We start from the raw sequence: 21,854 nt of genomic DNA on the forward strand, positions 1-21,854 counted from the left end.
CAGTTTGCGGTGGGCGGGCACCGCCCGCCGGCTTTCTGTTCTCGCATCGTGTTTCGACGGAGAGCGGCGGGCTGTGCCCACCCTACGGGGTCAGTCGATATTTGCCGAGAACGATACGCAGCCGGTGCGTCCCGCCGTCGTCGGCCAGTGGTACGTCGTCGTCGGCGGTCAGCGTTTGGCCGTCCAATTCGATTTGCGCCACGCCACCGCACACCCGATGCGGGTTTGCCACCTCGATCTCGTAGCAGGTGACGTGCTGTTCGCCGCGGCGGCGGTAGCTGAGCTGGAAGCCCAGCCAGTCCTTCGGAATGCACGGTTCGATGCGCAGCCGGTCGCCGCGCAGCCGGAAGCCGAGCATGGCTTCCAGTCCGGCGCGGTACAGCCACGCGGCGGAACCGGTGTACCAGGTCCAGCCGCCGCGGCCGATGTGCGGGGCGACCGAGTAGACGTCGGCGCAGGCAACATAGGGTTCGACCTTGTAGCGTGCCACCGCGGCGGGGCTGTCGCTGTGGCGGATCGGGTTGAGCAGGTCGAACAGGCCGCCGGCGCGGTCGCCGTCGCCAAGGCCGGCCCAGGCGAAGATCGACCACACCGCGCCATGCGTGTACTGGCCGCCGTTCTCGCGCACGCCGGGCGGGTAGCCCTTGATGTAGCCGGGGTTCTCGCGGCTGTGGTCGAACGGTGGGGCGAACAGGCGATGGATCCGGTTCGGCTGGTCGACCAGCAGGCGGTCGACCGCGGCCATGGCCTGCGTGGCGTGTTCGTGGTCGCCGATGCCGGCCAGTACGCTCCACGATTGCGCGATGGTGTCGATGCGGCACTCGTCGCTTTCGTGCGAGCCGAGCGGCGCGCCGTCGTCGTAGTAGCCGCGGCGATACCACTGGCCGTCCCAGGCGCGTTCCAGCGCGGCGCGCAGATCGTCGGCATGGTCGCGCCAGCGCTGCACGCGTTCGGCCTCGCCACGCTGTTCGGCATGTGGCGCGAACTTCGCGATCGTGGCGAGCAGGAACCAGCCGAGCCAACTGCTCTCGCCGCGTCCCGCGGCGCCGACCGCGTTCATGCCGTCGTTCCAGTCGCCGGTGCCGATCAGCGGCAGGCCGTGCGCCCCGCGGGTGAGGCTGCTGTCGATGGCGAGCGCGCAGTGTTCGTACACGCTGGCTTGCCGATCGGAGGCCGCGGGCTGGAAGAATGCGTCGGTGGCGCCGTCGGGAATCGGCTGGCCGGCGAGAAACGGCCGCGTCTCGTCCAGCACGGCCGCATCGCCGCTCACCTCGACGTAGTGCGCGGCGACATACGCCAGCCACAGGCGGTCGTCGCTGACCTTGGTGCGGATGCCCTGGCCGCCCGGCGGCAGCCACCAGTGCTGCACGTCGCCCTCGGCGAACTGGCGGCCGGCCGCACGCAGCAGGTGTTCGCGGGCGAGATCGGGGCGGCTCACGCACAGCGCCATCACGTCCTGCAGCTGGTCGCGAAAACCGTAGGCACCGCTGGCCTGGTAGTAAGCAGTGCGCGCCCACAGCCGGCAGCTGGTGACCTGGTACAGCAGCCAGTCGTTGAGCAGGAGGTCCAGCGCGCGATCCGGCGTGCGCACCTGCACGGCGTCGAGCAGGCCGCTCCACTGCGCGGCGACGTCGGCGAGCACGCCGTCGATATCGACCGCGCGATATCTCTCGATCAAGGCTTGCGCGGCGACTTCGTCGGCGGCGTCGCCGAGCAGGAAGCGCAGGTCGAGCTGCGTGCCCGGCGGCAGTTCGATGCGTACCTGCAGCGCGCCGCAGGGTTCCAGTCCGGCGCCGAGGCGGCCGGACAGCGGCGCGCCATCATGCAGCGCCAGCGGCTGCGCGACCGTGCCGAGCGGCCCCAAGAATTCGTGGCGGTCGCCGCTCATCGAATGCGCGGGCCCGGCCAGGTCGATGAAGGCCACGCGGTCGCCGAAGTCGGGCCGCCAGCGGTTGCGCGCGAACAACGCGCCGGTGCGTTCGTCGCGCGAGGTGATCACGAACGGCGCTGGCGTGCTGCCGTTCGCGCCCAGCGCCCACTCCACGTAGCCGGTCACCGACAGCCGCCGCGTGCGCGGCGAGCGATTGCACAGGCGCAGGCGCGACAGCTTGAGCGGATCGTCCGTCGGCACGCACTGCAGCAGCTCCAGTTCGATGCCGTGCGCGTCGTTCTCGAAGCGTGTCCAGCCCTTGCCGTGGGTGGTCGCGTAATGCGCGCCGGCCACGCGGATCGGCAGCGCGCACGCGCTCCACAGCACGCCGCTGTCCTCGTCGCGCAGGTACAGCACGTCGTGCGGGCAGTCGCTGACCGGGTCGTTCGGCCACGGCGTCAGCGGATTCTGCTGGCTGTTGAGCGACCACGCATAACCGCCGCCTTCGGCCGACAGCATGCAGCCGAACGCGGGGTTGGCGATCACGTTCACCCATGGCGCCGGCGTGGGATGCGCTTCGTCGAGGTCGATCCGATAGGCGCGGCCGCCGTCGACGAAGCCGCCGTGGCCATTGGCGAATTCCGGCGCATCGACGTTGGCGGCGACGGCGACCGCCGTGACGGTCGCACGGATCGGCGCGGGCATAGTGCGGGCGGGTGGCGATCCGGCGGCGGCCTGCGCCGGCTGCACCTCGTCCAGCACCACGCGCGCCACCGTCAGCAGGCCGTGGCGCAAATCCGCGCCGATCGCGTCGTCGCGCAACGCGAACAGCTCGGCCTTGGGCAGCGGGTCGTCGGTTTTCAGGCACGCCTGCTGCGCACTCACCAGCGAATCGAGCGCGGCCTGCTGCGCCTCGCCGGTGGCCTGCAGCAGCACCACGTCGACGGCGAATTGCTGACGGCGCCAATGCTGCTGTGCCTGCAGCACCTCGCTCACGCGCGCCAGGTCGTCGGCCTCGCCGAGGCGCAGCAGGATGATCGGCCGGTCGCCGGAGATGCCGGCGGACCACAGCACCGGTGCGCCGCCGCGGCCGCGTGCCAGCACGTCGGGTGCCGCGCGCTGGCTCGGATCGTTGCACAGCAGCGCGCTCATCCAGCGGGCGAATCGCGTCGCCTGCGCGGCGTCGATGCCGAGCTGCGCGCACTCGGCTGCGGCATGTTGTGCCGCGCCGTCGAACAGCCGCGTGGCGGCGGCCGGATCGCCGAGTTGCGTGGTCAGGGCCATGGCGCCGTCGCGCGAATCGGCCAGTCGGGTCCACAGCAGCAACGTCACGCTGCTGTCCGGCGCCAGCGTGAAGCGCCGGCGCAGGGCGAACACCGGATCGAGCACGCAGCCGACGGTGTTCGACAACGCGGCGCCCGGCTGCATCGCCTGTGCGTCGCGCAGCGCGTGCAGGCGGCCGAGGAAGCGTGCGCGGTCGGTTTCGAATTCACCGGCATCTTCGCCATCCTCGCCGACGACCTGCAGCGCCTGCGCGGCCCACACTTCGGCCGCGCTGCTGTCGCGCCGCCGCCGCGTGGCCAGCAGCATGCGGTGCGCCTCGTCCCATGCGGTCTGCACGAACATCTTGGAGAACGCCGGGTGTGCGTTGTCGGCGCCGATCGGGCCGAGCACCAGCTCGGCGTACGAAGTCAGTGACAGCGTGCGCGTGCGGTCGCCGTGGTTGCTCAAGGTGAGCCGGCGCAGTTCGATGTCGGCCTCGGCGGCCACCGCCACATCCAGCACGCTGTGCACGCTGTGGTGGCGTCGGCTGAAACTGGCGCGCCCCGCGTCGAACGCGATCGCGTCGTCCGGCGTGTGGTTGCCATACGGCTGCCGACTGGCCGACCACGTGTCGCCGCTGTCCTCGTCGCGCAGCAACAGGTAGCTGCCCCAGCCGTCGCCGACCGGATCCTCCCGCCAGCGGGTGATCGCCAGATCGCGCCAGCGGCTGTAGCCGGAGCCGTTGGCGTCCAGCGTCACCGAATAACTTCCGTTGGACAATAGCTGTATCGAGGGCGTGGCGCAGGTTGGCATGGGCGTCGGCTTGGCGGGTCCGTCAGGTGATCGGAGGAAGTTGCGATGCGGTCGCCCGGCGTACGTTCGAGCCCTGCGCAATCCGTGATGAAAGACGATGCGGCATGAAGGACGTGGCTACGCTCCGTTAATTTCACGCGCAACGGTGCAAGCTGACGGTCGGGTCGGTGCAACTTCGGCGGACCCATGGGTCACCTTCACCGCGACGATCGGGACATGCCGGATGACTGACAGCGCAACGCCCACGGACGAGAACTGGCTGGACACCATGCAGCGCTCCGCCTTCGATTACTTCGCGCAGCTGGTGGATCCGCACAACGGTCTGGTGCCGGACACCTCGCGCGAGGGTTCGCCGGTCAGCATTGCGGTGGTGGGCTTTGCGCTGTCGGCGTATCCGGTGGCGGTGGAGCGCGGCTGGATGAGCCGCGCCGATGCGCTGCGCCACAGTCTCGACGTGCTGCGCTTCTTCCGCGACAGCGACCAGGGCGGCACGCCGCAGGCCACCGGCTACAAAGGCTTCTACTACCATTTCCTGGACATCCGCAGCGGTGCGCGGGTGTGGCAATCGGAACTGTCGATGATCGACACCGCGCTGCTGATCGCCGGCGTGCTCACCGCGGCGGCGTACTTCCGCGACGACACGCCCGACGAGGTCGAGCTGCGTCGCATCGCCGACACGCTGTACCGGCGGGTCGACTGGCACTGGGCGCAGGATGGCGGCGAGACGATCCGGCAAGGCTGGAAACCCGAATGCGGCTTCCTTCATTACGGCTGGGAGGGCTACAGCGAGGCGATCGTGCTGTACGCGCTGGCGATGGGTTCGCCCACTCATCCGGTCAGCGGTGATTGTTACCACGCGTGGACCGTCACCTATCAATGGGAGAACCTCTACGACGGCGACTTCCTGTATGCCGGGCCGCTGTTCGTGCACCACTTCTCGCACGCGTGGATCGACTTTCGCGGCATCCGCGATCACTTCATGCGCGAGAAGCGTTCGGACTATTTCGAGAACAGCCGGCGGGCGGTGCTGATCCAGCGCGAGTACGCGCGACTCAATCCGCACGGTTTCGCCGGCTACGACGAGAACGGCTGGGGCCTGTCCGCCTGCGACGGGCCCAGTGACGAGCAGCAGGACGTGGGCAACGAGCCACGCCGCCTGTTCGGCTATGCGGCGCGTGGCGTGCCTTACGGGCCGGACGACGGCACCTTGTCGGCGCCGGCGGTGCTGGCGTCCCTGCCGTTCGCGCCGCGGATTGCGCTGGAAGGCGTGCGCAACATGCTGCTGCGCTATCCGCAGATCCTCAGCGACGGCCGCCTCGCCAGCGCGTTCAACCCTTCGCTGGCCGCGATCGATGGTGCGGCCTGGGTATCCACCGGCCACTACGGGCTGGATCAGGGCATCGTGCTGATGATGATCGAGAACCACCGCAGCGGTTTGCCCTGGCGGCTGATGCGGGGCTGCCCGTATCTCGTCGACGGCCTGCGCCGCGCCGGATTCCGCGGCGGCTGGCTGCTGCACCCGGCCCATCATGGAGCCTGCTGATGTCGTCTTTCGACGCGACCATCACCACCCCGCAGGACGTGCACGAGCGCGAACGGCTGGCCCACGTGCATCCGGCGGCATGGAGCAACCCGACTCCGGCCGGGCGCTATCAGCTGCTTGTCGTCGGCGCCGGGTCGGCCGGGCTGGCGGCCGCCGCGGAGGCGGCCGCGCTCGGTGTGCGGGTGGCGCTGGTGGAACGGCACCTGCTCGGCGGCACCTGCCTCAACACCGGCTGCGTGCCGTCCAAGGCGATCATCCGCACCGGGCAGGCCTATGCCGACATGCGCAATGCCGCGCGCTACGGCGCGCAGGTGCCCGGCGATATCCAGGTTGATTTCGCCGCCGCGATGGAGCGCGTGCGGCGCATCCGCAGCCACCTCAGCGGCGACGACTCGGTGCGCCGGCTGGCCGCCGACGGGGTGGACGTGTTCTTCGGCAACGCGCAGTTCACCGGTGCCGACAGCCTCGACGTCAATGGCAGTGCACTGCACTTTGACAAGGCCATCATCGCCACCGGCGCACGGCCGCATGTGCCGGTGATCCCGGGCCTGCGCGAGGCCGGCTATCTCACCAACGCCAATGTGTTCAACCTGACCGAACTGCCGCAGCGCCTGCTGGTGATCGGCGGCGGCCCGCTCGGCTGCGAGCTGGCGCAGGCGTTCGGCCGGCTCGGTGCGCGAACCACCATCGTGCAGAGTGTGCCGCTGTTCCTGCCGAGCGAGGAGCGCGACGCGGCGCAGATCCTGTCCGATGCGTTCGCCCGCGACGGCATCGAGGTGCGGCTCAACACGCGTGTCGTCGGGGTACGGGTGGAGAACGGCCAGAAGCTGGTCGATCTGGTCAGTGACGACTACCACAGCACCATCACGGTCGACGCAATCCTGGCCGGCGTGGGCCGCGTACCGAACGTGGAGGGACTGCAGCTGGCGGCGGCCGGCGTCGACTACGCCCCCGGCACGGGCATCCGCGTCGATGATTTCCTGTGCACCGGCAACCCGCGCATCCACGCCGCCGGCGATGTCTGCCTGGAACACCGGTACACCGACACTGCCAGCGCCTCGGCGCACATCGCCGTGCAGAACGCGTTGTTCGGCGGACGCCAGCGCCTGAGCAAGCTGGTGATCCCCTGGTGCACCTATACCGATCCGGAAATCGCTCACGTTGGCCTGTACGTGCGCGAGGCGAACCGGCGGGGCATCCCGGTGAAAACCTTCACCGTGCCGATGCACGAGGTTGACCGCGCGGTGACCGACAGCGAGCAGGTCGGCTTCGCGAAAATCCACGTGCGCGAGCACAGCGACTGCATCCTCGGCGCCACCATCGTGGCGCGTCACGCCGGCGACATGATCAACGAGATCACCCTGGCGATGGTGGCGGGCGTGGGCCTGCGCACGCTGTCGCGGGTAATCCATGCCTATCCCACCCAGGCCGAGGCGATCCGCCACGCCGCCGATGCGTACAACCGTACGCGGCTGACCCCGCGGGTGCGTGCGCGGCTGCAACGCTGGCTGGCGCGTTGAGCCGGCAGCGCCGTATCACGCCGGCTTATCGCGGCGTACCTACAATGGATGGAATGGGTCAACATGATTTCCCTCACTCCACACAAGGAAACCCTATGGAACTCGGCATGATCGGCCTCGGCAAGATGGGCGCCAACATGGTGGAACGCCTGCAGCGCGGCGGCCACAAGATCACCGGCTTCGATCCCAGCGCGGATGCGCGCAAGGCGGTGCAGGCCGCCGGCGCCGGCGCGGTCGATTCGCTGGCCGCGCTGGTCGGCGCGCTGCCCACGCCGCGCGTGCTGTGGATGATGGTGCCGTCCGGCAGGATCACCGACGACACCGTCGACGCCTTGTTGCCGCTGCTGACCAGGGGCGACACCGTGATCGACGGCGGCAATTCCAACTACAAGGACACCTTGCGCCGCGCGAAGCTCTACGCCGACCACGGCATCGGCTACGTCGACTGCGGCACCAGTGGCGGCGTGTGGGGCCTGAAAGAGGGCTACAGCATGATGGTCGGCGGCGACGAAAAAACCGTCGAGGCGCTGCGGCCGATCTTCGAGACGCTGGCGCCGGCGAAGGACCAGGGCTGGGGCCGGGTCGGCCCGGTCGGCTCCGGGCACTACACCAAGATGGTCCACAACGGCATCGAATACGGAATGATGCAGGCCTACGCCGAAGGCTTCTCGATCCTCAAGCACAAGCAGGAGTTCGGCCTCGACCTGGCGCAGATCGGCGAGATCTGGCGCCACGGCAGCGTGGTGCGCTCATGGTTGCTCGAGCTGGCCACCGACGCGCTGGGCAAGAACCCGGACATGGACGGCATCGCACCTTACGTGGTGGATTCCGGCGAAGGCCGCTGGACCGTCGACGCCGCGATGGAACTCAGCGTCTCCGCCCCGGTGATCACGCTGTCGCTGATGGAACGCTTCCGCTCGCGCGACAGCGATTCGTTCGCCGACAAGCTGCTGGCGTCGTTGCGCAACGAGTTCGGGGGGCATGCGGTCAAGAAGGAGTAGCTGGCGCTGCGCGCTGCTCGCTGATGCCTGGACTCGATGCTCTTGCAGGAGCCCGCTTGCGGGCGATACTTCTTTCGCGTTGTTGCGGCTTCAGAGCGAAGAGCTTTCGTCCTCCTTCGGAGGCCGAGTTACTTCTCTTTTGCTTGTCCACGTGCACGCAGGATGCGTGCGCGAACAGCGAAGCTGGCCCGAAGGGCGGAGGGCAGGATGCCCGGAGTAAAAGAGAAGCAACCAAGAGAAAACGACACCCCGCTTGGCGCTTGCCGGGCATCGTGCCCGGCAAGTCCGTGAGCCGGGGCCGGGCTTTTCGACCGGACTCGGGCAACCGCTCCTGCGTTGCCTCAACTCCGGCATCCATGCCGATGCCCGCTGCGCGGCCTGTCGACCCCGCCTCACCGCCGCACAAGGGACCTCGGGTAGAGCAGCGGGCCATCCCGGCCCACTCGGTGCGCAACCGCTGCGCGGTTGCAGGAGCGGAAGAGCAGAGATGCCAAACGCTCCATTGGGATTGTGGTTTCGCGCTGCCACGACGGTATGCCATCGGCCAAGAACTGCCGGTCGCGCCGTCCACAAAGTTGCCGAATAGCAGTCGTTGGAAGCTTACCTAGTTGGTGCTTGCGGCGGTGCGCGGAGGCCTGATAGCAGCGTCAGTTGTGTCCGGCTATGCCGCTTATGGTTAGCCGGACGCATCGAACATTTCAGCATCACTCGAAACTTCCTGAACAACTGACCAGAACGGTGACTGGTGCGATCTTGGCATCCTATGAACACAACGGCTGGTGGTCAGCGACAAGACTGGTCATTACCCTTCGGCGTGATCGGGGAAGAGCAAGTGCGCGCCTATTGAGCCCGTCGGCGAAATGGTTGCCCCAGTTCTCTGAACCTGGATGAGAATGGCGTGGCGCATGCGCATCAGAACAGCCATTGTGCGGCGTGCCTGCGCTGGCGTTCGCTTAAATGCGGATTTGACGGCGTCGGCCCGTAGCCAAGCAGATAGTCGATGGCGCGATGGCCTTTGGTATCGGCCTGGTACGGGTCGGCGCCGGCGGCTAGCAATGCCTTGATCAGTTTCAGCGAGCCGTTGGCCGCCCCGTACATCAGGGCGGTGCGCGCATCGTCGCCGAGTTGTGGAGCGCCCCCCTCTTGGTTGCCCCAAGTCGTGGCGTTGACTGAGGCGTGATGTTCCAGCAGCAGATCCACAATGCCGAGCTGGTCGAATTGAGCGGCTTCCATCAGCGCCGTTTTGCCAATGGCGTTGCGCTCGTTGATATCTGGCTCATGCTGCATGACCAGCGGAAAAGCCGCGGGATCAGCAACCGCAACCAGCAACAATGGGTCCACGCCGGCATACTTGGAGCAGGTGTAGATCTCCTGAGCATATGCCGCGCCGTCGCTCAGCAGTCGCTTGATTTCATCCGGAGGCGCGTCCTCCAGCAGCCTTCTGTACAAAGACACTGCCGGAACGTCGCCACCGCAGTTGCCGCCGAACGTCGCCAGAAACAGGGCGAACTTTGCGGCCTGCTCGCTGTCGGCTCGATTGAGCTGCATGTGCTTCTGATAATACTTGGCGAGCTGATCGTGGGCGGTAAGGTAAAGCTTGCGTATGCGCAGGCTGACGACGTAATTGTTGAGGCTGGTATAACCCCAGACTTGGTACGGGTAGTCGAAGCTAGGGGACGGGTAGTCGTTTGTCGAAGACGAGATAGCCTGCGGATTGGTCCTCATTGATGTGTTGACGGCGTTTTGTCCGGCTTCAAATCCGTACACCATCGTTCCTTGGAATGTGTCGATGAAGTTCCCGTCAGCTTGGGTGGAGGCCGTTTCAAAGGTAGCCACAGCCTTGGCAGGGAACCCCATGCGTGCGTAATCGCTCTGGGAACAGCCAGAGCGTGGCATGAAGTTGTCGCGGTTACTGCCGTAATACGGCTGCGTCGAGGCGATGAGTACGGGACGTGCGGTCAAGAACGCGCAGGGAATGTCATAGTCCGAGCTATTCGTTATGCCGGCTTCGGAAACCAGTCTGATAATGTTCAGCAGCGAATCGTCAGATCCGTCGTAGGGCGTGAGAGGAAAGTCGTCAACCTTGCCTGGCGAAGCCATGGCCTTCTTGTACAAGTCGCTCTGCAGGGCGCGGATGGTTGCATCGCGTGTAGGCGTCTGCGGCTCGAAGATATGTAGGAACAGCACGTAGTCGAGTTCGCCCTGTGCGTCTACGTGGGAATCATGTTCGAGGATGAGTGCAGCCTGTTGCGGATGCATGTCCATTTCAGCGAACGCCGCATCGCGGCTGCCGGGCGGCGGCGGTGCAGATGCACTAGGCGTGGCAGCAACTTCGGTCGTGGTTGGCGGCGGTGTGAGATGCGGACTCAATTGCTCGGGATGAAGGGCGAGCATTTCGTCTTTCGCATAATCGACCTGGCTATCGACGGGGCACTCGAGCACGGGGCCGCCCAGCGACTTGAGCGCGTCGGTTGCCGCGATGAACTGCGGTACGCGTCCGATCACCGTGCGACAGGGCAGGCGCAGCCACGTGCCGTCCAGTGGTGAAGGCACTCCACGCATCCCATCGGCTGTACGGTCGAATGGATTGCCAAGCGTTTTGAACAAACTGCCATCCACGTCGCGCAGTGCGGCGTAAAGGCGGGCTAGTGGCGACGAGCTATGCGTGGCAGCAATGAAGTTTGCGTGGAATTTGGCATTCGTGGCCTTCCAGTCGTAGGCATGCTGTCCGGGAAACTCCGGGCGAAACACATCGGCGGCTTGTTCTGCTTTTGCAATCGCAGCATCCATATCGCCGAAATCGCCGCGCAGAAAATCGCTGTAGGCATTGACTATTTGCAGGCGGGCGTCGGGCACGACGCCTTTCGGTACAGGCCAAACGGGTTGGCCCGCCGAAACGCGATTGAGGTTCGACTGGATGAGCACCATCAGTCCGCGGGGATCGCCTGCGTTCTTCCATTCGTCCGCATTGACGACAACCTTTTGCCTGGCGGCGGAAGTACATTTCGCTTGCTCGGTGGCACAGTTCGAACCTGCTGCCGGCACGCTGGCCCACGCGGCTAGCCACAGAGAGGGCAACGTCAGCAGGGCAATCATCCCTGCGCGGCGTGCGCGCGCGGTTCCGCGCAGGGGAATGGCGGGCGTGGCTGCTTGCATGAATAAGCCTCAATGCGTGGGAGTGGAAACCGTTGTCAGAGTCGACATTTCAAGGGGCCATCTCAAAAAAGGTGCACTCTGCCCCCGTTTTCGCATTTTCGACGCGGGAGCAGCAAGCGCTGTCGGGGGTGGCAGCATGCAAGCGAGCGAGCAGGTGAGCCATTCATGGGCGTTTCCTAGTCGAAGATGGGAACCACCGGCAATCTCGCACACGGTTATGGCGAAGTCATGGTGCATCGCTGACCAAGTCAGCGCTCCCCGCAATCGGAAAGCAGGGTCCGGAAGGGCATACGCGCCCGCCTAACTCCAGCGCTTAGCCTCAGTCTTCCCGGAAGCAGCCGTTCGTGACCGGCTGCGATGGGTCGACATGCGACGCCGAGTTGTGCTCCGGGGCGCTACAACAACTCCCCCTGCGGCGCCGCATAACTCAACCGCCCATCCACGACGCGCGCCGGCGACGTATACGGATGCACCGTCGTGTGCGCCGCATCGATGATGTGGATCACCTCGATCCCGTGCAATTTCAGCACGTCGGCAATGATCGAGCGGTGACAGCGCCACCACACCGCCTCGGCGCACATCAGCGCGGTGCGCTTGCTGGCGGCCAGCTTCAGCAGCTCGGCGAGACCCTCGGCGAATTCCACGGTGGCGGTGTAATCCGCGTAGCCCTGGAACGAGGCATTGCGCCACGCGGTATTCGGCGAACCCGGCTGCACCTTGCGCCGGCCGCCAAGCTTGGGGATCCACTGGTAGGCGATGCCGTGCGCAGGCAGCGTGATGGCCAGCGCGTCGCTGGCGAAATGCGGATAGCGGCGCGAGCCGGGAAAGCGGCGCACGTCGGCGATCGCCTCGATCCGGTAGTCGTCCAGCGGGCCAAGGAACTCCTGCAGCGTGCGGGTGGAGTGGCCGATCGTCCAGATCGTGGCGGGGTTGGTGGACATCGCTCAGTCGATCTTGCGCAGCGCCGCGCCCTTGTGCATGGCGACGTGGTCGGTCTTGTCGCTCTTGATCTCGTACTGCGGATCGACCTCGCTGCAGCGGCGCGTGTGGCCTTTGTAGTCGGTGTCGCGCGTGTGCACCTTGATGATCCGGCCGGTCACGTAACCGGCTTCCGAATTCCAGCGCACGTGGTCGCCGATCTTGAAGGGATGGTTTGTCATGGCGGCTCCCGGCAATGGCGGCATGTTACTTCCCGCCGCGTGACCGCGCAGTTGACGGCGCGGCACCCGATACGCATGAAGTTCGTCGGATGTCCGCCGGCCGCTCGTGTCGGGGTTCACCCCAGCCGTAACAGTTTCCTCACCGCCGGCAGATTGCGTCGGCTGATCTCTGGGCTGAGTTCGCTGCCGTCGAGGCGCGCCAGTACGCGGCCGTCGGCGAGGGTCTTGAGGCCGAGCAGGCGCGGCGGCGGCACCAGGCAGTTGCGGTGCAGGCGGATCAGCTGGTCGGGGTAGGCTTCTTCCAGCTGGCGCAGGGATTCCTCGATCAGCAGTTCGCCGCGGCGATGTTGCACCACCACGTATTTCTCGTCGGCGAGCAGGCAGATCACTTCGTCCAGCGCGATGCGCACCTGTTCGCCGCGCAGGCGGCCGTGCAGGTACGCGACCGGTTCGCGCGGGGCGTCGGCGAGGCGGCGTTGCGCGCGCTGCAGCGCCTCGCGCAGGCGTTCGAGCCGTACCGGTTTCAACAGGTAGTCGGCCGCGCCGAGCTCGAACGCCGTCAGTGCATGCGCTTCGTAGGCGGTGCAGAAGATCACCTGCGGCCGCGCGCGGCCGGCCAGGCGCTGTGCCAGCGCCACGCCGTCGATGCCGGGCATGTTGATGTCGAGCAGCAAGGCGTCCGGCTGCAGTTCGCCGAGTGCGGCGAGTGCGGCTTCGCCGTCGCCGACGTTGCCGACGACCTCCACGCCGGCGCATTCGCCGAGCAACGCGGCCATGCGCGCGCGTGCCAGCGGCTCATCGTCGACGATCAGCACGCGCATCAGACGGAGCCTCCCGGCAGCTGCAGCAGCACCACGAAGCGATCGTCCTGCGGGCCGGCCTGCACCTTCGCCAGCGGGCCATAGCGGTAGGCGACGCGCCGGCGCACGCTGTCCAGACCATGGCCGTTGCCGGCGGCGGGTGGGGTGGTCGGCAGCGGGTTGATGATCTCGATGCGCACACCGCTGCCGTCACGCTGGCCGCGCAGGACCACCTCGCCACCTTCGCGCAGCGGCTGGACGCCGTGGCGCACGGCGTTCTCCACCAGCGGCTGCAGCAGCAGCCGCGGCAGCGGAAAGTCGGCGGGCAGGTCGTGCAGTTCGCGGCGCACGTGCAGGCGCGTGCCCAGGCGCAACTGCTCGATCGCCAGGTAACGTTCGACCAGCGCCAGCTCCTCGCCCAGCGTGCCGTCGTTGGTGTCGTGCTGACCCAGGGCGGCGCGGAACAGTTCGGACAGGTCTTCCACCGTGCGTTCCGCGGCGTCGGGATCGACCCGGATCAGCGCGGCCACGGTATTCATGCTGTTGAACAGGAAGTGCGGGCGGATGCGTGCCTGCAACGCCTCGACCTGGGCGCGGGTGACCGCCGCCAGCCGTGCCTGCCACTGCGCCAGCACGTAGAAATAGCGCAGCATCGCGGCGCCGAGCAGGGCGGCGATCAGCAGGTTGTCGCGCACGAACACGGGCAGGCTGCTCCTGATCAGCTGCATCTGCAGCGCGCCGTCGAACCAGTGCGCCACCAGGCTGGCGATCAGCACGATCAGCAGGATCAGCAGCCATACGCCGACATACGGCAGGTGGCCGGGCAGGCGCTGCAGCCACGCGCGCAGCTTGCACAGCGCCACCGCGACCACCAGCGCCAGCCAGGTCACGAACAGCATGCTGACGCTGTAGGCCGACCAGTCGCGCGGGTTGTCGCGGGCCAGCCACATCACGATCACGGTCAGCGCGCCGACCACGAACAGCGCGAACAGCGCCGGCAGCCGGCAGAAGTCCGGCAGCGGGCTGTGTTCGGTGCGGCCGCGCGGGCTGCGGTGGGGCGTGGGTTCGCGCATGCGGGCAAGTATGCCGCAGCGCGGTCGCGCTTACGCCAGTCGCTGGCCCAGCCAGTGACGCAGGTCGCCGATCTCCTCGGCGCAGACCGCGTGGGCCATCGGGTAGGTGTGCCAGTCCACAGCATGACCCAGCGCCTGCAGCGTATCGCGCGAGTCGGTCCCACGCTGCAGCAACACCACCGGATCAGCCGTGCCGTGACCCCAGAAGATCGGCGTGGCCGCGTTCGCGGCGCTGCGCTCGGCGGCGAGCGTGGCGGCGATCGGCAGGTAGGTCGACAGCGCGATGATGCCGGCCAGTTTTTCCGCATGGCGCAGGCCCGCGGACAGCGCGATCGCGCCGCCCTGCGAGAAGCCGGCGAGGAAGATCCGCTCGCTCGGCACGCCGCGCTCGTGCTCGCGCGCGATCAGCGTCTGCACTTCGCCGATCGAGGCGCGAATGCCGGCTTCGTCCTGGCGCGCGTGCGCATCGAAACCGATGATGTCGTACCACGCGCGCATCGACATGCCGTTGTTGATCGTCACCGGCCGCACTGGCGCATGCGGAAACACGAAGCGCAACGGCGGCCATGACGGATCCACCAGTTCCGGCACGATCGGTGCGAAGTCGTTGCCGTCCGCGCCGAGGCCGTGCAGCCAGAGAATGCTGTAGCGCGGGTGGGCGGCGGTTTGGTGTTCGACGGTGGGAAGGGGCATGCGGTACTCGGCGGGGTCAGGGGGCGCTGATGATAGTGGCGACGGCATGCGGCTGCAGCGGGCTGTCCAGCGCAACCTCCTGCTCCGATGGCAGCGGGATGCCGAGTTGATCAGCCTCGGCGTTCGCCACCGCATCTTTCTTGCGTGCGGCTTCGCGCAGGATTTTGACTTGTTCTGGAGTGAGTATCTGACCGCCAAAAGTGAAGTTCATCGGTACGCGCACTTGCGTCGCAACCGGCTGACCGTCGACTTGTTCCGGAATGAAATGCCAGCTTCTCGCGGCCTTCAGTGCGGCATCCTTGAAGTACGCTTGCACCGGCCATTCGGCGAACTGGCTGTCCACCGTGATGTCGGCCGGGCGGCCGTCGGGTTGCACGGTCGCGTTGACAAAAACGAACGCAGCCTGGCGCCTGTGCACCGCATCCCGGGGATAGCGTGGTTCCCAGCCGGCCCGGTCGAATTTTGGGCCGTTGCCCGCGTAGATGATGTGCAAGTCGTATTGGCCGCTCGCGTTCGGCAACGCCAGCAACTTTGCGTAGATGAACGTGTGTGCAGGCACCGGTTGACCATTGCGTGTGGCCGATACGAATTGCCATTGCTTGACCGCGGAAGTCAGTACGACGGCGATGGATGCTGGTACCTCCTGCTCGACCTGAGTAGCGATGACGTGCCCTGTGGCGTCTACGTCGGCGCCGACCCTGTAAGTCTGTTCGCGCCGCTCGGCCGCCTGCGCCGTCAAGGAAACGGCCAGTAGAAGCATGCCTGCACAAAGCATCATGTTTTTCATCACAACACCCTCCCTAGTTGACGCCGGCACCCCGCGCCGCGCGAGCGACCATCATGCTGCAGCGACGGCGGGCGAACCAGCCCGCCGTCGCTACGGCATCATGGCGTGACGTTCAGCCCCAGCTCGTGCGCGAAGAAGGTCAGTCCGATCGCGGTGTCGCCGACGCGCTGGCTGAACGGGGCGCCCACGCCGTGGCCGGCGTTCATGCGGGTCAGCAGCAGGATCGGCTGTGACGACGAAGTGGCGTCCTGCAGTGCGGCGGCGAACTTGCGCGATTGCCACGGCGCCACCCGCGGATCGTTTTCGCCGGTGGTGAGCAGTACCGCCGGGTAGGCGGTATCCGCCTGCACGTGCTGCAGTGGCGAGTAGGCCAGGGTGGCCTTGAACTGCGCCGGGTCCGCGATGCTGCCGTATTCGGGGATGTTGTACGGGCCGTTGGCGAAGTCGGTCTCGTGGCGCAGCATGTCGTAGATGCCGACCCGCGCCACCACCGCGCGGTAGTCGCCGGGGTGCTGCACGATCTGCGTGCCCATCAGCAGGCCGCCGTTGCTGCCGCCGAGGATGCCCAGGTGGGCGCGATCGGTCCAGCGCGTGTCGATCAGCGCCAGCGCGGCGGCGTGGAAGTCGTCGAACACGTTCTGCTTGTCCAGCTTTTGTCCTTGCGCGTGCCACTGCTGGCCGTTCTCGTTGCCGCCGCGGATGTTGGCGTAGGCGAGTACGCCGCCGTGCTCCAGCCAGGCCAGGTTGGCGCCGATGAAGCCCGGCTTCACCGGCAGGTCGAACCCGCCGTAGCTGTACAGGATGGTCGGGCGCGCGCCGTTCGGAGTCACGCCCGGCAATGACAGCACGGTCACCGGAATCTTCGTGCCGTCTTTCGAGGTGCCGTCGATGCGCTGCACGACCACCTTCGAATAGTCGGCGGCAGGTTTTACCTCGAACACGGTTTTCAGCGTGCCGCTGCGGCCGTCGTACTCGGCCCAGCGCGCGGGCGTGGTCCAGCCGCTGTAGCTGATCAGCGCCTTGCTCTGGCCGGACTCGGAAGCGATCGCGCCGATACCGATGCCGCGCGGCGGCAGCGGCAGCCGGCGCACGAAGGTCGCGTTGGCGCCGTACTGCTCCACCCACCAGTCCGGGCCCCAGCTACGCACCACCAGGAAGCCGTCGCCGAGCGGGGCGATCTGCTGGATCGCGCCCTCGCGCTCGGCCAGCACCGGCACGGCCTTGCCGTCGTCGCCGATGGCCACGATTCGGCCGCGCGGCGCATCCCGGAACGAGGCGACATATAGACGTCCAGACACCCAGGCGGCCGTGCGCACGTTCGCACCGCGGTCGAGCACGCGCCGGAAGTTGCCCTCGTGCTGCAGGAACACCTCGGCCGGGCCGCCGTCGCCGTCGTAGGCGAGCACCGCGGCCTGCGCGGTGGCCGGCGAATTCACCAGCACGTATTCGGCTGTTTTCGCGTAGCCCTTGCCGAACACCACGCTGTCCGCCGTGGCGGCCTGGCCCAGCGCGTGGTGCATCAGGGTGGCGTGGAACTGTTCCACTTCCTGCCCCGTCGCTGGCGGCGCGAAGCGCACATAGCTGAAGCCTCGCTCGTCGGCATCCCAGGCCAGACCCTGCGGCGTGGTGCCGCCGCCGGCCCAGGGCAGGGTGTCGGGCAGGATCTTGCCGCTGGCCACGTCGAGCACGCGGATGGTGGTCAGCTCGCTGCCGCCCTCGGCGGTGCCGTAGGCGAGGTAGCGCCCGCGCGGCGACGGCCAGTAGGCGGTGATCGCGGTGCCGTCGTGGTCGGCGTTCGGATCGACTAGCACTTTCGCTGCGCCGTCCGGCCACGCCTGCGCGATCAGTACCGGTTGCGGCTGCGGCGGGGTCTGCTGCAGGTAGAACAGGGTGCCGCCGGCCAGCATCGGGCCGGAGCGGGTGGTCGAGGTGATCGCCAGTTGCTGCACCCGCGCGGTGAGCGCCTTGCCTTGCGGCATCCTCGCCAGAGCCGCCTCGGTATAGGCGTTCTGCGCGCCGATCCACGGCCGCACCGCCGGATCGTCCGGGTTTTCCAGCCAGCGGTACGGGTCGGCCACGCTGACACCGTGGAATTCGCTGGATGCGGCATGCCGCGGCGTGGGCGGCGGCAGCGGTTGCGGCTCGCCGATCAGCGCGACTTCGAGCGGCGGCTTCGGCGACGGGTTCACCGGCGGCAACTGGGCCGCGGCGGCGCTGCCGGCGGCGAGCAGCAGGATGGCGATGAGGGGAGCGAGGCGCATGGCGGGGATTCCATGGAAAGACTGTGGGAGCTGAGGAGAGTAGCAACGCGCCGCCGCCGTTGCAGCCACCCGCGTCTGACTTTCGGCAGGGGTGGCCGCGTGCCGGCGGCGTGCTCGGTTATGCTGACTTTTTTGCCCGGGAAGAATCCATGCGTCGATTGCTGCTTGCCGCCCTTGTAGCCTTCAGCGTCGCGCCGGCCGCGGCGGCTGCCGCGCCGGTCTCCACGCCGCTTGACCTGGAAACCGTGATGGCCAATCCCGACTGGATCGGCCAGGCGGTGGAGCAACCGTACTGGAGCGTGGACGGCCGCCACCTGTACTACTCGCTGAAGCGCGACGGCAGCCCGCTGCGCGACCTGTACCGGGTCGATCCGGCGACGGCTCAGGGCGCGAAGCTCGACCCGGCCGCGCTGGCGCAGGCCGACGGCCCGGCAGTATTCGACCGCACACACAAGCACGCCGCCTTCATCCTGCACGGCGACGTGTTCGTGGTGGAGCTGGCCGGCGGCCGACGCACCCAGGTCACCCGCACGCCGCAGGAAGAATCCGCGCCGCGCTTTTCCGCCGATGGCCGCGCGCTGCAGTTCCGCGACGGCAATGACTGGTACCGCCATGACCTGGCCAGCGGCGTCACCGCGCCCGCGGCGGTGCTGAAGTTCGCCGACGATCCGCAGGCATCGCAGCCCGACGCGCTGGGCGAGCGGCAGCTGGAACTGTTCAAGACGCTGCGCCAGATCAAGGCCGACAAGCAGGCCCGGCGCGACGAGGACAAGGCGTTGGCCGCCGCCGATCCGGGCCGTGCGCCGCAGCCGTTCTTCCTCGGTGACAAGATCACCCCGGTCGGCAGCGAGCTGTCGCCGGACGGCCGCTGGCTGCTGCTGGTCACCGCGCCGAAAGGCTACGAGGCAGGCAAGGCGCCCGAGGTCACCCACTACGTCACCGACTCCGGTTACGCCGAGCAGAAGGAGACCCGCGTGTACGTGGGCCGCAAGGACCCGGCGCCGCAGTCGCTGCTGTTGCTCGACCTGACCAACCATCAGTCGTACCCGCTGGCCACCGACCCGCTGCCCGGCATCAAGGACGATCCGCTGAAGGACTTGCGCGCGCGCGCCATCGCCGCACTGCAGAAGGCGGGCAAGGCCGACCAGGCCAAGGCGCTGAAGGCACCCGAACAACGTGCGATACGCATCATCGGCAGCGATGACGACGGCGGTGGCGGCGGCATCGCGTGGAGCGACGACGGCCGCAACCTCGCCATCCAGCTGCGCGCGATCGACAACAAGGATCGCTGGATCGCCAGCGTGGATTTCGCGAAGCACGCGCTGGTCAATCAGCAGCGGCTCACCGACAACGCCTGGATCAACTGGAACTTCAACGATTTCGGCTGGCTCAAGGACGGCCACACGCTGTGGTACCTGAGCGAGCAGACCGGTTACTCGCAGCTCTACGTCAAGCCGCTCGACGGCAAGGCGAAGGCGCTGACCGCCGGCCGGTTCGAGGTGAGCCACCCGCAGCTCAGCGAGGACGGCCAGTGGTTCTACCTGCGTGCGAACCAGGTTGCGCCGTACAGCTATGACGTCTATCGCGTGCCGACCACCGGCGGCGCGCTGAGCCGCGTCACGAACTACCAAGGCATGGACAACTTCGCGCTGTCGCCCGACGGCACGCAACTCGCCGTGCTGCATTCCTCGCCGTACGTGCTGCCGCAGCTGGCTGTGCAGAGTGCCGCCGGCGGCACGCCGCGCGAGCTGACCAGCACGATGAAACCGGCGTTTACCGCACGCGACTGGATCGCGCCGCAGATCGTCGAGGTGCCGTCCTCGCACGGCGCCGGCTCGATCTGGGCGAAGTACTACGGCCCGGCCAACGAACAGGCTGGATCGCAGCCGACGGCATCGAAGCCGGCAGTGATCTTCGTGCACGGCGCGGGCTACCTGCAGAACGTCACGCTGTCGTGGTCGAACTACTTCCGCGAGCAGCTGTTCCACAACCTGCTGGTGCAGCAGGGCTACGTGGTGCTGGACATGGACTACCGCGCTTCCGAAGGCTACGGCCGCGCCTGGCGCACCGCGATCTACCGCCAGATGGGCCACCCGGAACTGGAAGACCTGCTCGACGGCAAGGCGTCGCTGGTGAAAAACCACCACGTCGACCCGCAGCGCGTGGGTATCTACGGCGGCAGCTACGGCGGCTTCATGACCGAGATGGCGCTGCTGCGCGCGCCCGGCGAGTTCGCCGCCGGCGCCGCGCTGCGCCCGGTCAGCGACTGGACGCTGTACAACCACGAGTACACCTCGGACATCCTCAACGATCCGCGGCTCGATCCGGACGCCTATGCGGCCAGCTCGCCGATCGAATACGCGGAAAAGCTGCAGGACCCGCTGCTGATCCAGCACGGCCTGATCGACGACAACGTGCTCGCCGAGGATTCGATCCGGCTGTACCAGCGCTTCATCGAGCTGCACAAGAAGAACTTCTGGATGTCGCTGTACCCGCTGGAACGCCACGGCTTCGTGCACGCCGATTCGTGGTACGACGAGTACCGGCGCATCGACGAGCTGTTCGAGACCTATGTGAAGCCGGTGAAGGGCGCCCCGGCCGGACACTGATTCCTGCGTGACGCGCGACGGGCCGGCGGCATTCCGATGCCGGCGGCCTTGTTGCATGATGGCCGTGTCGCGCGGTGTCCACGCGGTACGACTGGCCGCCAGCAGCGATGCAAACTGAAACGAACCGGGTCGGGGGAGAAGCATGAGAAAGCTGGGCTACGCCGCCATCGCGGCATCGTTGCTGTTGGCAGGTACGGGGTGCACCGTCGTATCGCCGGATGCGGGTCAGCAGGCGGTGCTGATCGACAAGCCGGTGATCTTCGGCCATGGCGGCGTGCGTGCGGAGCCGGTGCTCACGGGCCTGACCTATACGTGGTTTTCCACGCACAAGATCTACGTCAACATGTTTCCGCAGCAGTACGACGGCAACTTCAGCGATCTGATGTCGAGCGATGGCGTGCCGCTGGATTTCCACGCGATCATCCGCCTGCAGGTGGTGGACCCGGTGGCGCTGGTGAAGAATTTCGGCCAGGACTGGTACAAGAACAACGTGGAGCAGGAGTTCTTCAACCGGGTGCGTTCCGCGGTGAAGAAGCACGGCATGAACGAAACCGCGATCCAGACCACCGCCATCGATGAGATCGACAGCGAGGTCAGCCGCGAGATGACCGAGTATCTGCGCGACAACAAGTTGCCGATCCGTCTGCTCAAGATCACCGTGGGCAAGGCCAACCCGCCCGACGCGGTGCGCAACCAGCGGGTGGAAACCGCGCAGCAGGAACAGCGCGTGCTCACCGAGCACAAGCGCGACCTGGCCGAGCAGGCCCGCAAGGCGGCGGAGCAGAGCCGCGCCGAAGCGGACAACGCCTATCGCCTGGCGATGAACCTCAACCCCGCGCAGTTCGTCGAGATGGAGCGCATCAAGATGCAATCCGCCGTCTGCGCCGTGAAGGATGCGAAGTGCACGTTCATCCTCGGGGGCCAGGTCGATCCGGTGATCAATGTGAAGTGATGCGGGTCTTGCGGCCTGCAGAGTGCTACTTTGCCGACGTTGGTTGCTCGGCGTCCGGCGCCGTCGTGGCCGATAGCCACCGCCGGCCCATCGTGGCGCCGCCGTTTCGCCGTTCATTCGGGCATCGGGTCATCCGCGGTGCCGCTGAAGAGGAGGGTGCGGTCATGCAAGGCAGATACGCGCGGGTGTCGGGTGTCGTCTTCGGCGTAGTTGCGCTCGTCCAGGCGTTGCGGCTCTTCAACCGGTGGCCGGTGCAGGTGGGGCCGTTTGCGGTGCCGGTGTGGTTTTCATGGATCGCGCTGCTGCTCGCGGGCGGTCTCTGCATCTGGGCGTTCCGGTCGGGGCGCCGGTAG

The 21,854-nt window shown here is 67.2% G+C and carries 15 protein-coding genes; 6 read left to right on the plus strand and 9 right to left on the minus strand.

Annotated features, from left to right (window positions below):
- Positions 1-82: 82 nt before the first annotated feature.
- Positions 83-3,946 (minus strand): GH36-type glycosyl hydrolase domain-containing protein, encoded by a 3,864-nt coding sequence (locus ABD024_RS01040; RefSeq protein WP_343848796.1) that lies wholly within the window; start codon positions 3,944-3,946, stop codon positions 83-85.
- A gap of 223 nt (positions 3,947-4,169) precedes the next feature.
- On the opposite strand from ABD024_RS01040, the gene ABD024_RS01045 reads away from it, so the two are divergent.
- The 3 genes from ABD024_RS01045 (at position 4,170) to gnd (ending at position 8,010) form a co-directional block, all read left to right on the plus strand.
- A complete protein-coding gene (locus ABD024_RS01045) occupies positions 4,170-5,489 on the plus strand; it encodes a glucoamylase family protein (RefSeq protein WP_343848798.1) in 1,320 nt (439 codons plus the stop codon).
- A complete protein-coding gene (locus tag ABD024_RS01050) occupies positions 5,489-7,009 on the plus strand; it encodes a mercuric reductase (protein WP_343848800.1) in 1,521 nt (506 codons plus the stop codon). Before ABD024_RS01045 ends, ABD024_RS01050 begins: the two co-directional genes overlap by 1 nt.
- A gap of 95 nt (positions 7,010-7,104) precedes the next feature.
- Positions 7,105-8,010, plus strand: a complete 906-nt coding sequence (gnd, locus tag ABD024_RS01055) for a phosphogluconate dehydrogenase (NAD(+)-dependent, decarboxylating) (RefSeq protein ID WP_343848802.1) — start codon at positions 7,105-7,107, stop codon at positions 8,008-8,010.
- A 912-nt stretch (positions 8,011-8,922) separates the two neighbouring features.
- Here gnd and ABD024_RS01060 read toward each other — a convergent pair.
- The 8 genes from ABD024_RS01060 to ABD024_RS01095 form a co-directional block, all read right to left on the minus strand.
- The gene (locus tag ABD024_RS01060; RefSeq protein ID WP_343848804.1) at positions 8,923-11,166 is read right to left on the minus strand and encodes an ankyrin repeat domain-containing protein; all 2,244 of its coding nucleotides are present in this window, start codon (positions 11,164-11,166) and stop codon (positions 8,923-8,925) included.
- A 395-nt stretch (positions 11,167-11,561) separates the two neighbouring features.
- Positions 11,562-12,107, minus strand: coding sequence for a DUF488 domain-containing protein (locus ABD024_RS01065; RefSeq protein ID WP_343848806.1), 546 nt, complete (start codon positions 12,105-12,107; stop codon positions 11,562-11,564).
- A 3-nt stretch (positions 12,108-12,110) separates the two neighbouring features.
- The gene (locus tag ABD024_RS01070; RefSeq protein WP_343848808.1) at positions 12,111-12,326 is read right to left on the minus strand and encodes a hypervirulence associated TUDOR domain-containing protein; all 216 of its coding nucleotides are present in this window, start codon (positions 12,324-12,326) and stop codon (positions 12,111-12,113) included.
- Between the two features lie 116 nt (positions 12,327-12,442).
- Entirely contained in the window at positions 12,443-13,147 is a 705-nt protein-coding gene (locus tag ABD024_RS01075) for a LytR/AlgR family response regulator transcription factor (protein ID WP_343848810.1), read from the minus strand.
- Entirely contained in the window at positions 13,147-14,199 is a 1,053-nt protein-coding gene (locus ABD024_RS01080; RefSeq protein ID WP_343848812.1) for a sensor histidine kinase, read from the minus strand. The genes ABD024_RS01075 and ABD024_RS01080 overlap by 1 nt, the downstream gene beginning before the upstream one ends.
- Positions 14,200-14,229: 30 nt before the next feature.
- The gene (locus tag ABD024_RS01085; protein ID WP_343848814.1) at positions 14,230-14,892 is read right to left on the minus strand and encodes an alpha/beta hydrolase; all 663 of its coding nucleotides are present in this window, start codon (positions 14,890-14,892) and stop codon (positions 14,230-14,232) included.
- A 16-nt stretch (positions 14,893-14,908) separates the two neighbouring features.
- Positions 14,909-15,679 carry an energy transducer TonB gene (locus ABD024_RS01090; RefSeq protein WP_343848816.1) on the minus strand — a complete coding sequence of 257 codons (771 nt, stop codon included), beginning with the start codon at positions 15,677-15,679 and terminating at the stop codon, positions 14,909-14,911.
- A 98-nt stretch (positions 15,680-15,777) separates the two neighbouring features.
- Complete coding sequence (locus tag ABD024_RS01095) at positions 15,778-17,940, minus strand: prolyl oligopeptidase family serine peptidase (RefSeq protein ID WP_343848818.1); 2,163 nt, start codon at positions 17,938-17,940, stop codon at positions 15,778-15,780.
- Between the two features lie 149 nt (positions 17,941-18,089).
- On the opposite strand from ABD024_RS01095, the gene ABD024_RS01100 reads away from it, so the two are divergent.
- The 3 genes from ABD024_RS01100 (at position 18,090) to ABD024_RS01110 (ending at position 21,854) form a co-directional block, all read left to right on the plus strand.
- Complete coding sequence (locus ABD024_RS01100) at positions 18,090-20,549, plus strand: S9 family peptidase (RefSeq protein ID WP_343848820.1); 2,460 nt, start codon at positions 18,090-18,092, stop codon at positions 20,547-20,549.
- Positions 20,550-20,691: 142 nt separating this feature from the next.
- Positions 20,692-21,501 carry an SPFH domain-containing protein gene (locus ABD024_RS01105; protein ID WP_343848822.1) on the plus strand — a complete coding sequence of 270 codons (810 nt, stop codon included), beginning with the start codon at positions 20,692-20,694 and terminating at the stop codon, positions 21,499-21,501.
- Positions 21,502-21,665: 164 nt separating this feature from the next.
- Positions 21,666-21,854 (plus strand): hypothetical protein, encoded by a 189-nt coding sequence (locus ABD024_RS01110; protein ID WP_343848824.1) that lies wholly within the window; start codon positions 21,666-21,668, stop codon positions 21,852-21,854.

Origin of the sequence: Rhodanobacter soli (assembly GCF_039523495.1) — a bacterium.
Classification (GTDB): Bacteria; Pseudomonadota; Gammaproteobacteria; order Xanthomonadales; family Rhodanobacteraceae; genus Rhodanobacter; species Rhodanobacter soli.

What these genes read in the sequence shown, in the direction of transcription:
- ABD024_RS01100 (WP_343848820.1), top strand. Translation starts at nt 18,090, where the DNA reads ATGCGTCGATTGCTGCTTGCCGCCCTTGTAGCCTTCAGCGTCGCGCCG.
- ABD024_RS01105 (WP_343848822.1), top strand. Translation starts at nt 20,692, where the DNA reads ATGAGAAAGCTGGGCTACGCCGCCATCGCGGCATCGTTGCTGTTGGCA.
- ABD024_RS01060 (WP_343848804.1), bottom strand. Translation starts at nt 11,166, where the DNA reads ATGCAAGCAGCCACGCCCGCCATTCCCCTGCGCGGAACCGCGCGCGCA.
- gnd (WP_343848802.1), top strand. Translation starts at nt 7,105, where the DNA reads ATGGAACTCGGCATGATCGGCCTCGGCAAGATGGGCGCCAACATGGTG.
- ABD024_RS01110 (WP_343848824.1), top strand. Translation starts at nt 21,666, where the DNA reads ATGCAAGGCAGATACGCGCGGGTGTCGGGTGTCGTCTTCGGCGTAGTT.
- ABD024_RS01050 (WP_343848800.1), top strand. Translation starts at nt 5,489, where the DNA reads ATGTCGTCTTTCGACGCGACCATCACCACCCCGCAGGACGTGCACGAG.
- ABD024_RS01085 (WP_343848814.1), bottom strand. Translation starts at nt 14,892, where the DNA reads ATGCCCCTTCCCACCGTCGAACACCAAACCGCCGCCCACCCGCGCTAC.
- ABD024_RS01095 (WP_343848818.1), bottom strand. Translation starts at nt 17,940, where the DNA reads ATGCGCCTCGCTCCCCTCATCGCCATCCTGCTGCTCGCCGCCGGCAGC.
- ABD024_RS01070 (WP_343848808.1), bottom strand. Translation starts at nt 12,326, where the DNA reads ATGACAAACCATCCCTTCAAGATCGGCGACCACGTGCGCTGGAATTCG.
- ABD024_RS01080 (WP_343848812.1), bottom strand. Translation starts at nt 14,199, where the DNA reads ATGCGCGAACCCACGCCCCACCGCAGCCCGCGCGGCCGCACCGAACAC.
- ABD024_RS01045 (WP_343848798.1), top strand. Translation starts at nt 4,170, where the DNA reads ATGACTGACAGCGCAACGCCCACGGACGAGAACTGGCTGGACACCATG.
- ABD024_RS01040 (WP_343848796.1), bottom strand. Translation starts at nt 3,946, where the DNA reads ATGCCAACCTGCGCCACGCCCTCGATACAGCTATTGTCCAACGGAAGT.
- ABD024_RS01075 (WP_343848810.1), bottom strand. Translation starts at nt 13,147, where the DNA reads ATGCGCGTGCTGATCGTCGACGATGAGCCGCTGGCACGCGCGCGCATG.
- ABD024_RS01065 (WP_343848806.1), bottom strand. Translation starts at nt 12,107, where the DNA reads ATGTCCACCAACCCCGCCACGATCTGGACGATCGGCCACTCCACCCGC.
- ABD024_RS01090 (WP_343848816.1), bottom strand. Translation starts at nt 15,679, where the DNA reads ATGAAAAACATGATGCTTTGTGCAGGCATGCTTCTACTGGCCGTTTCC.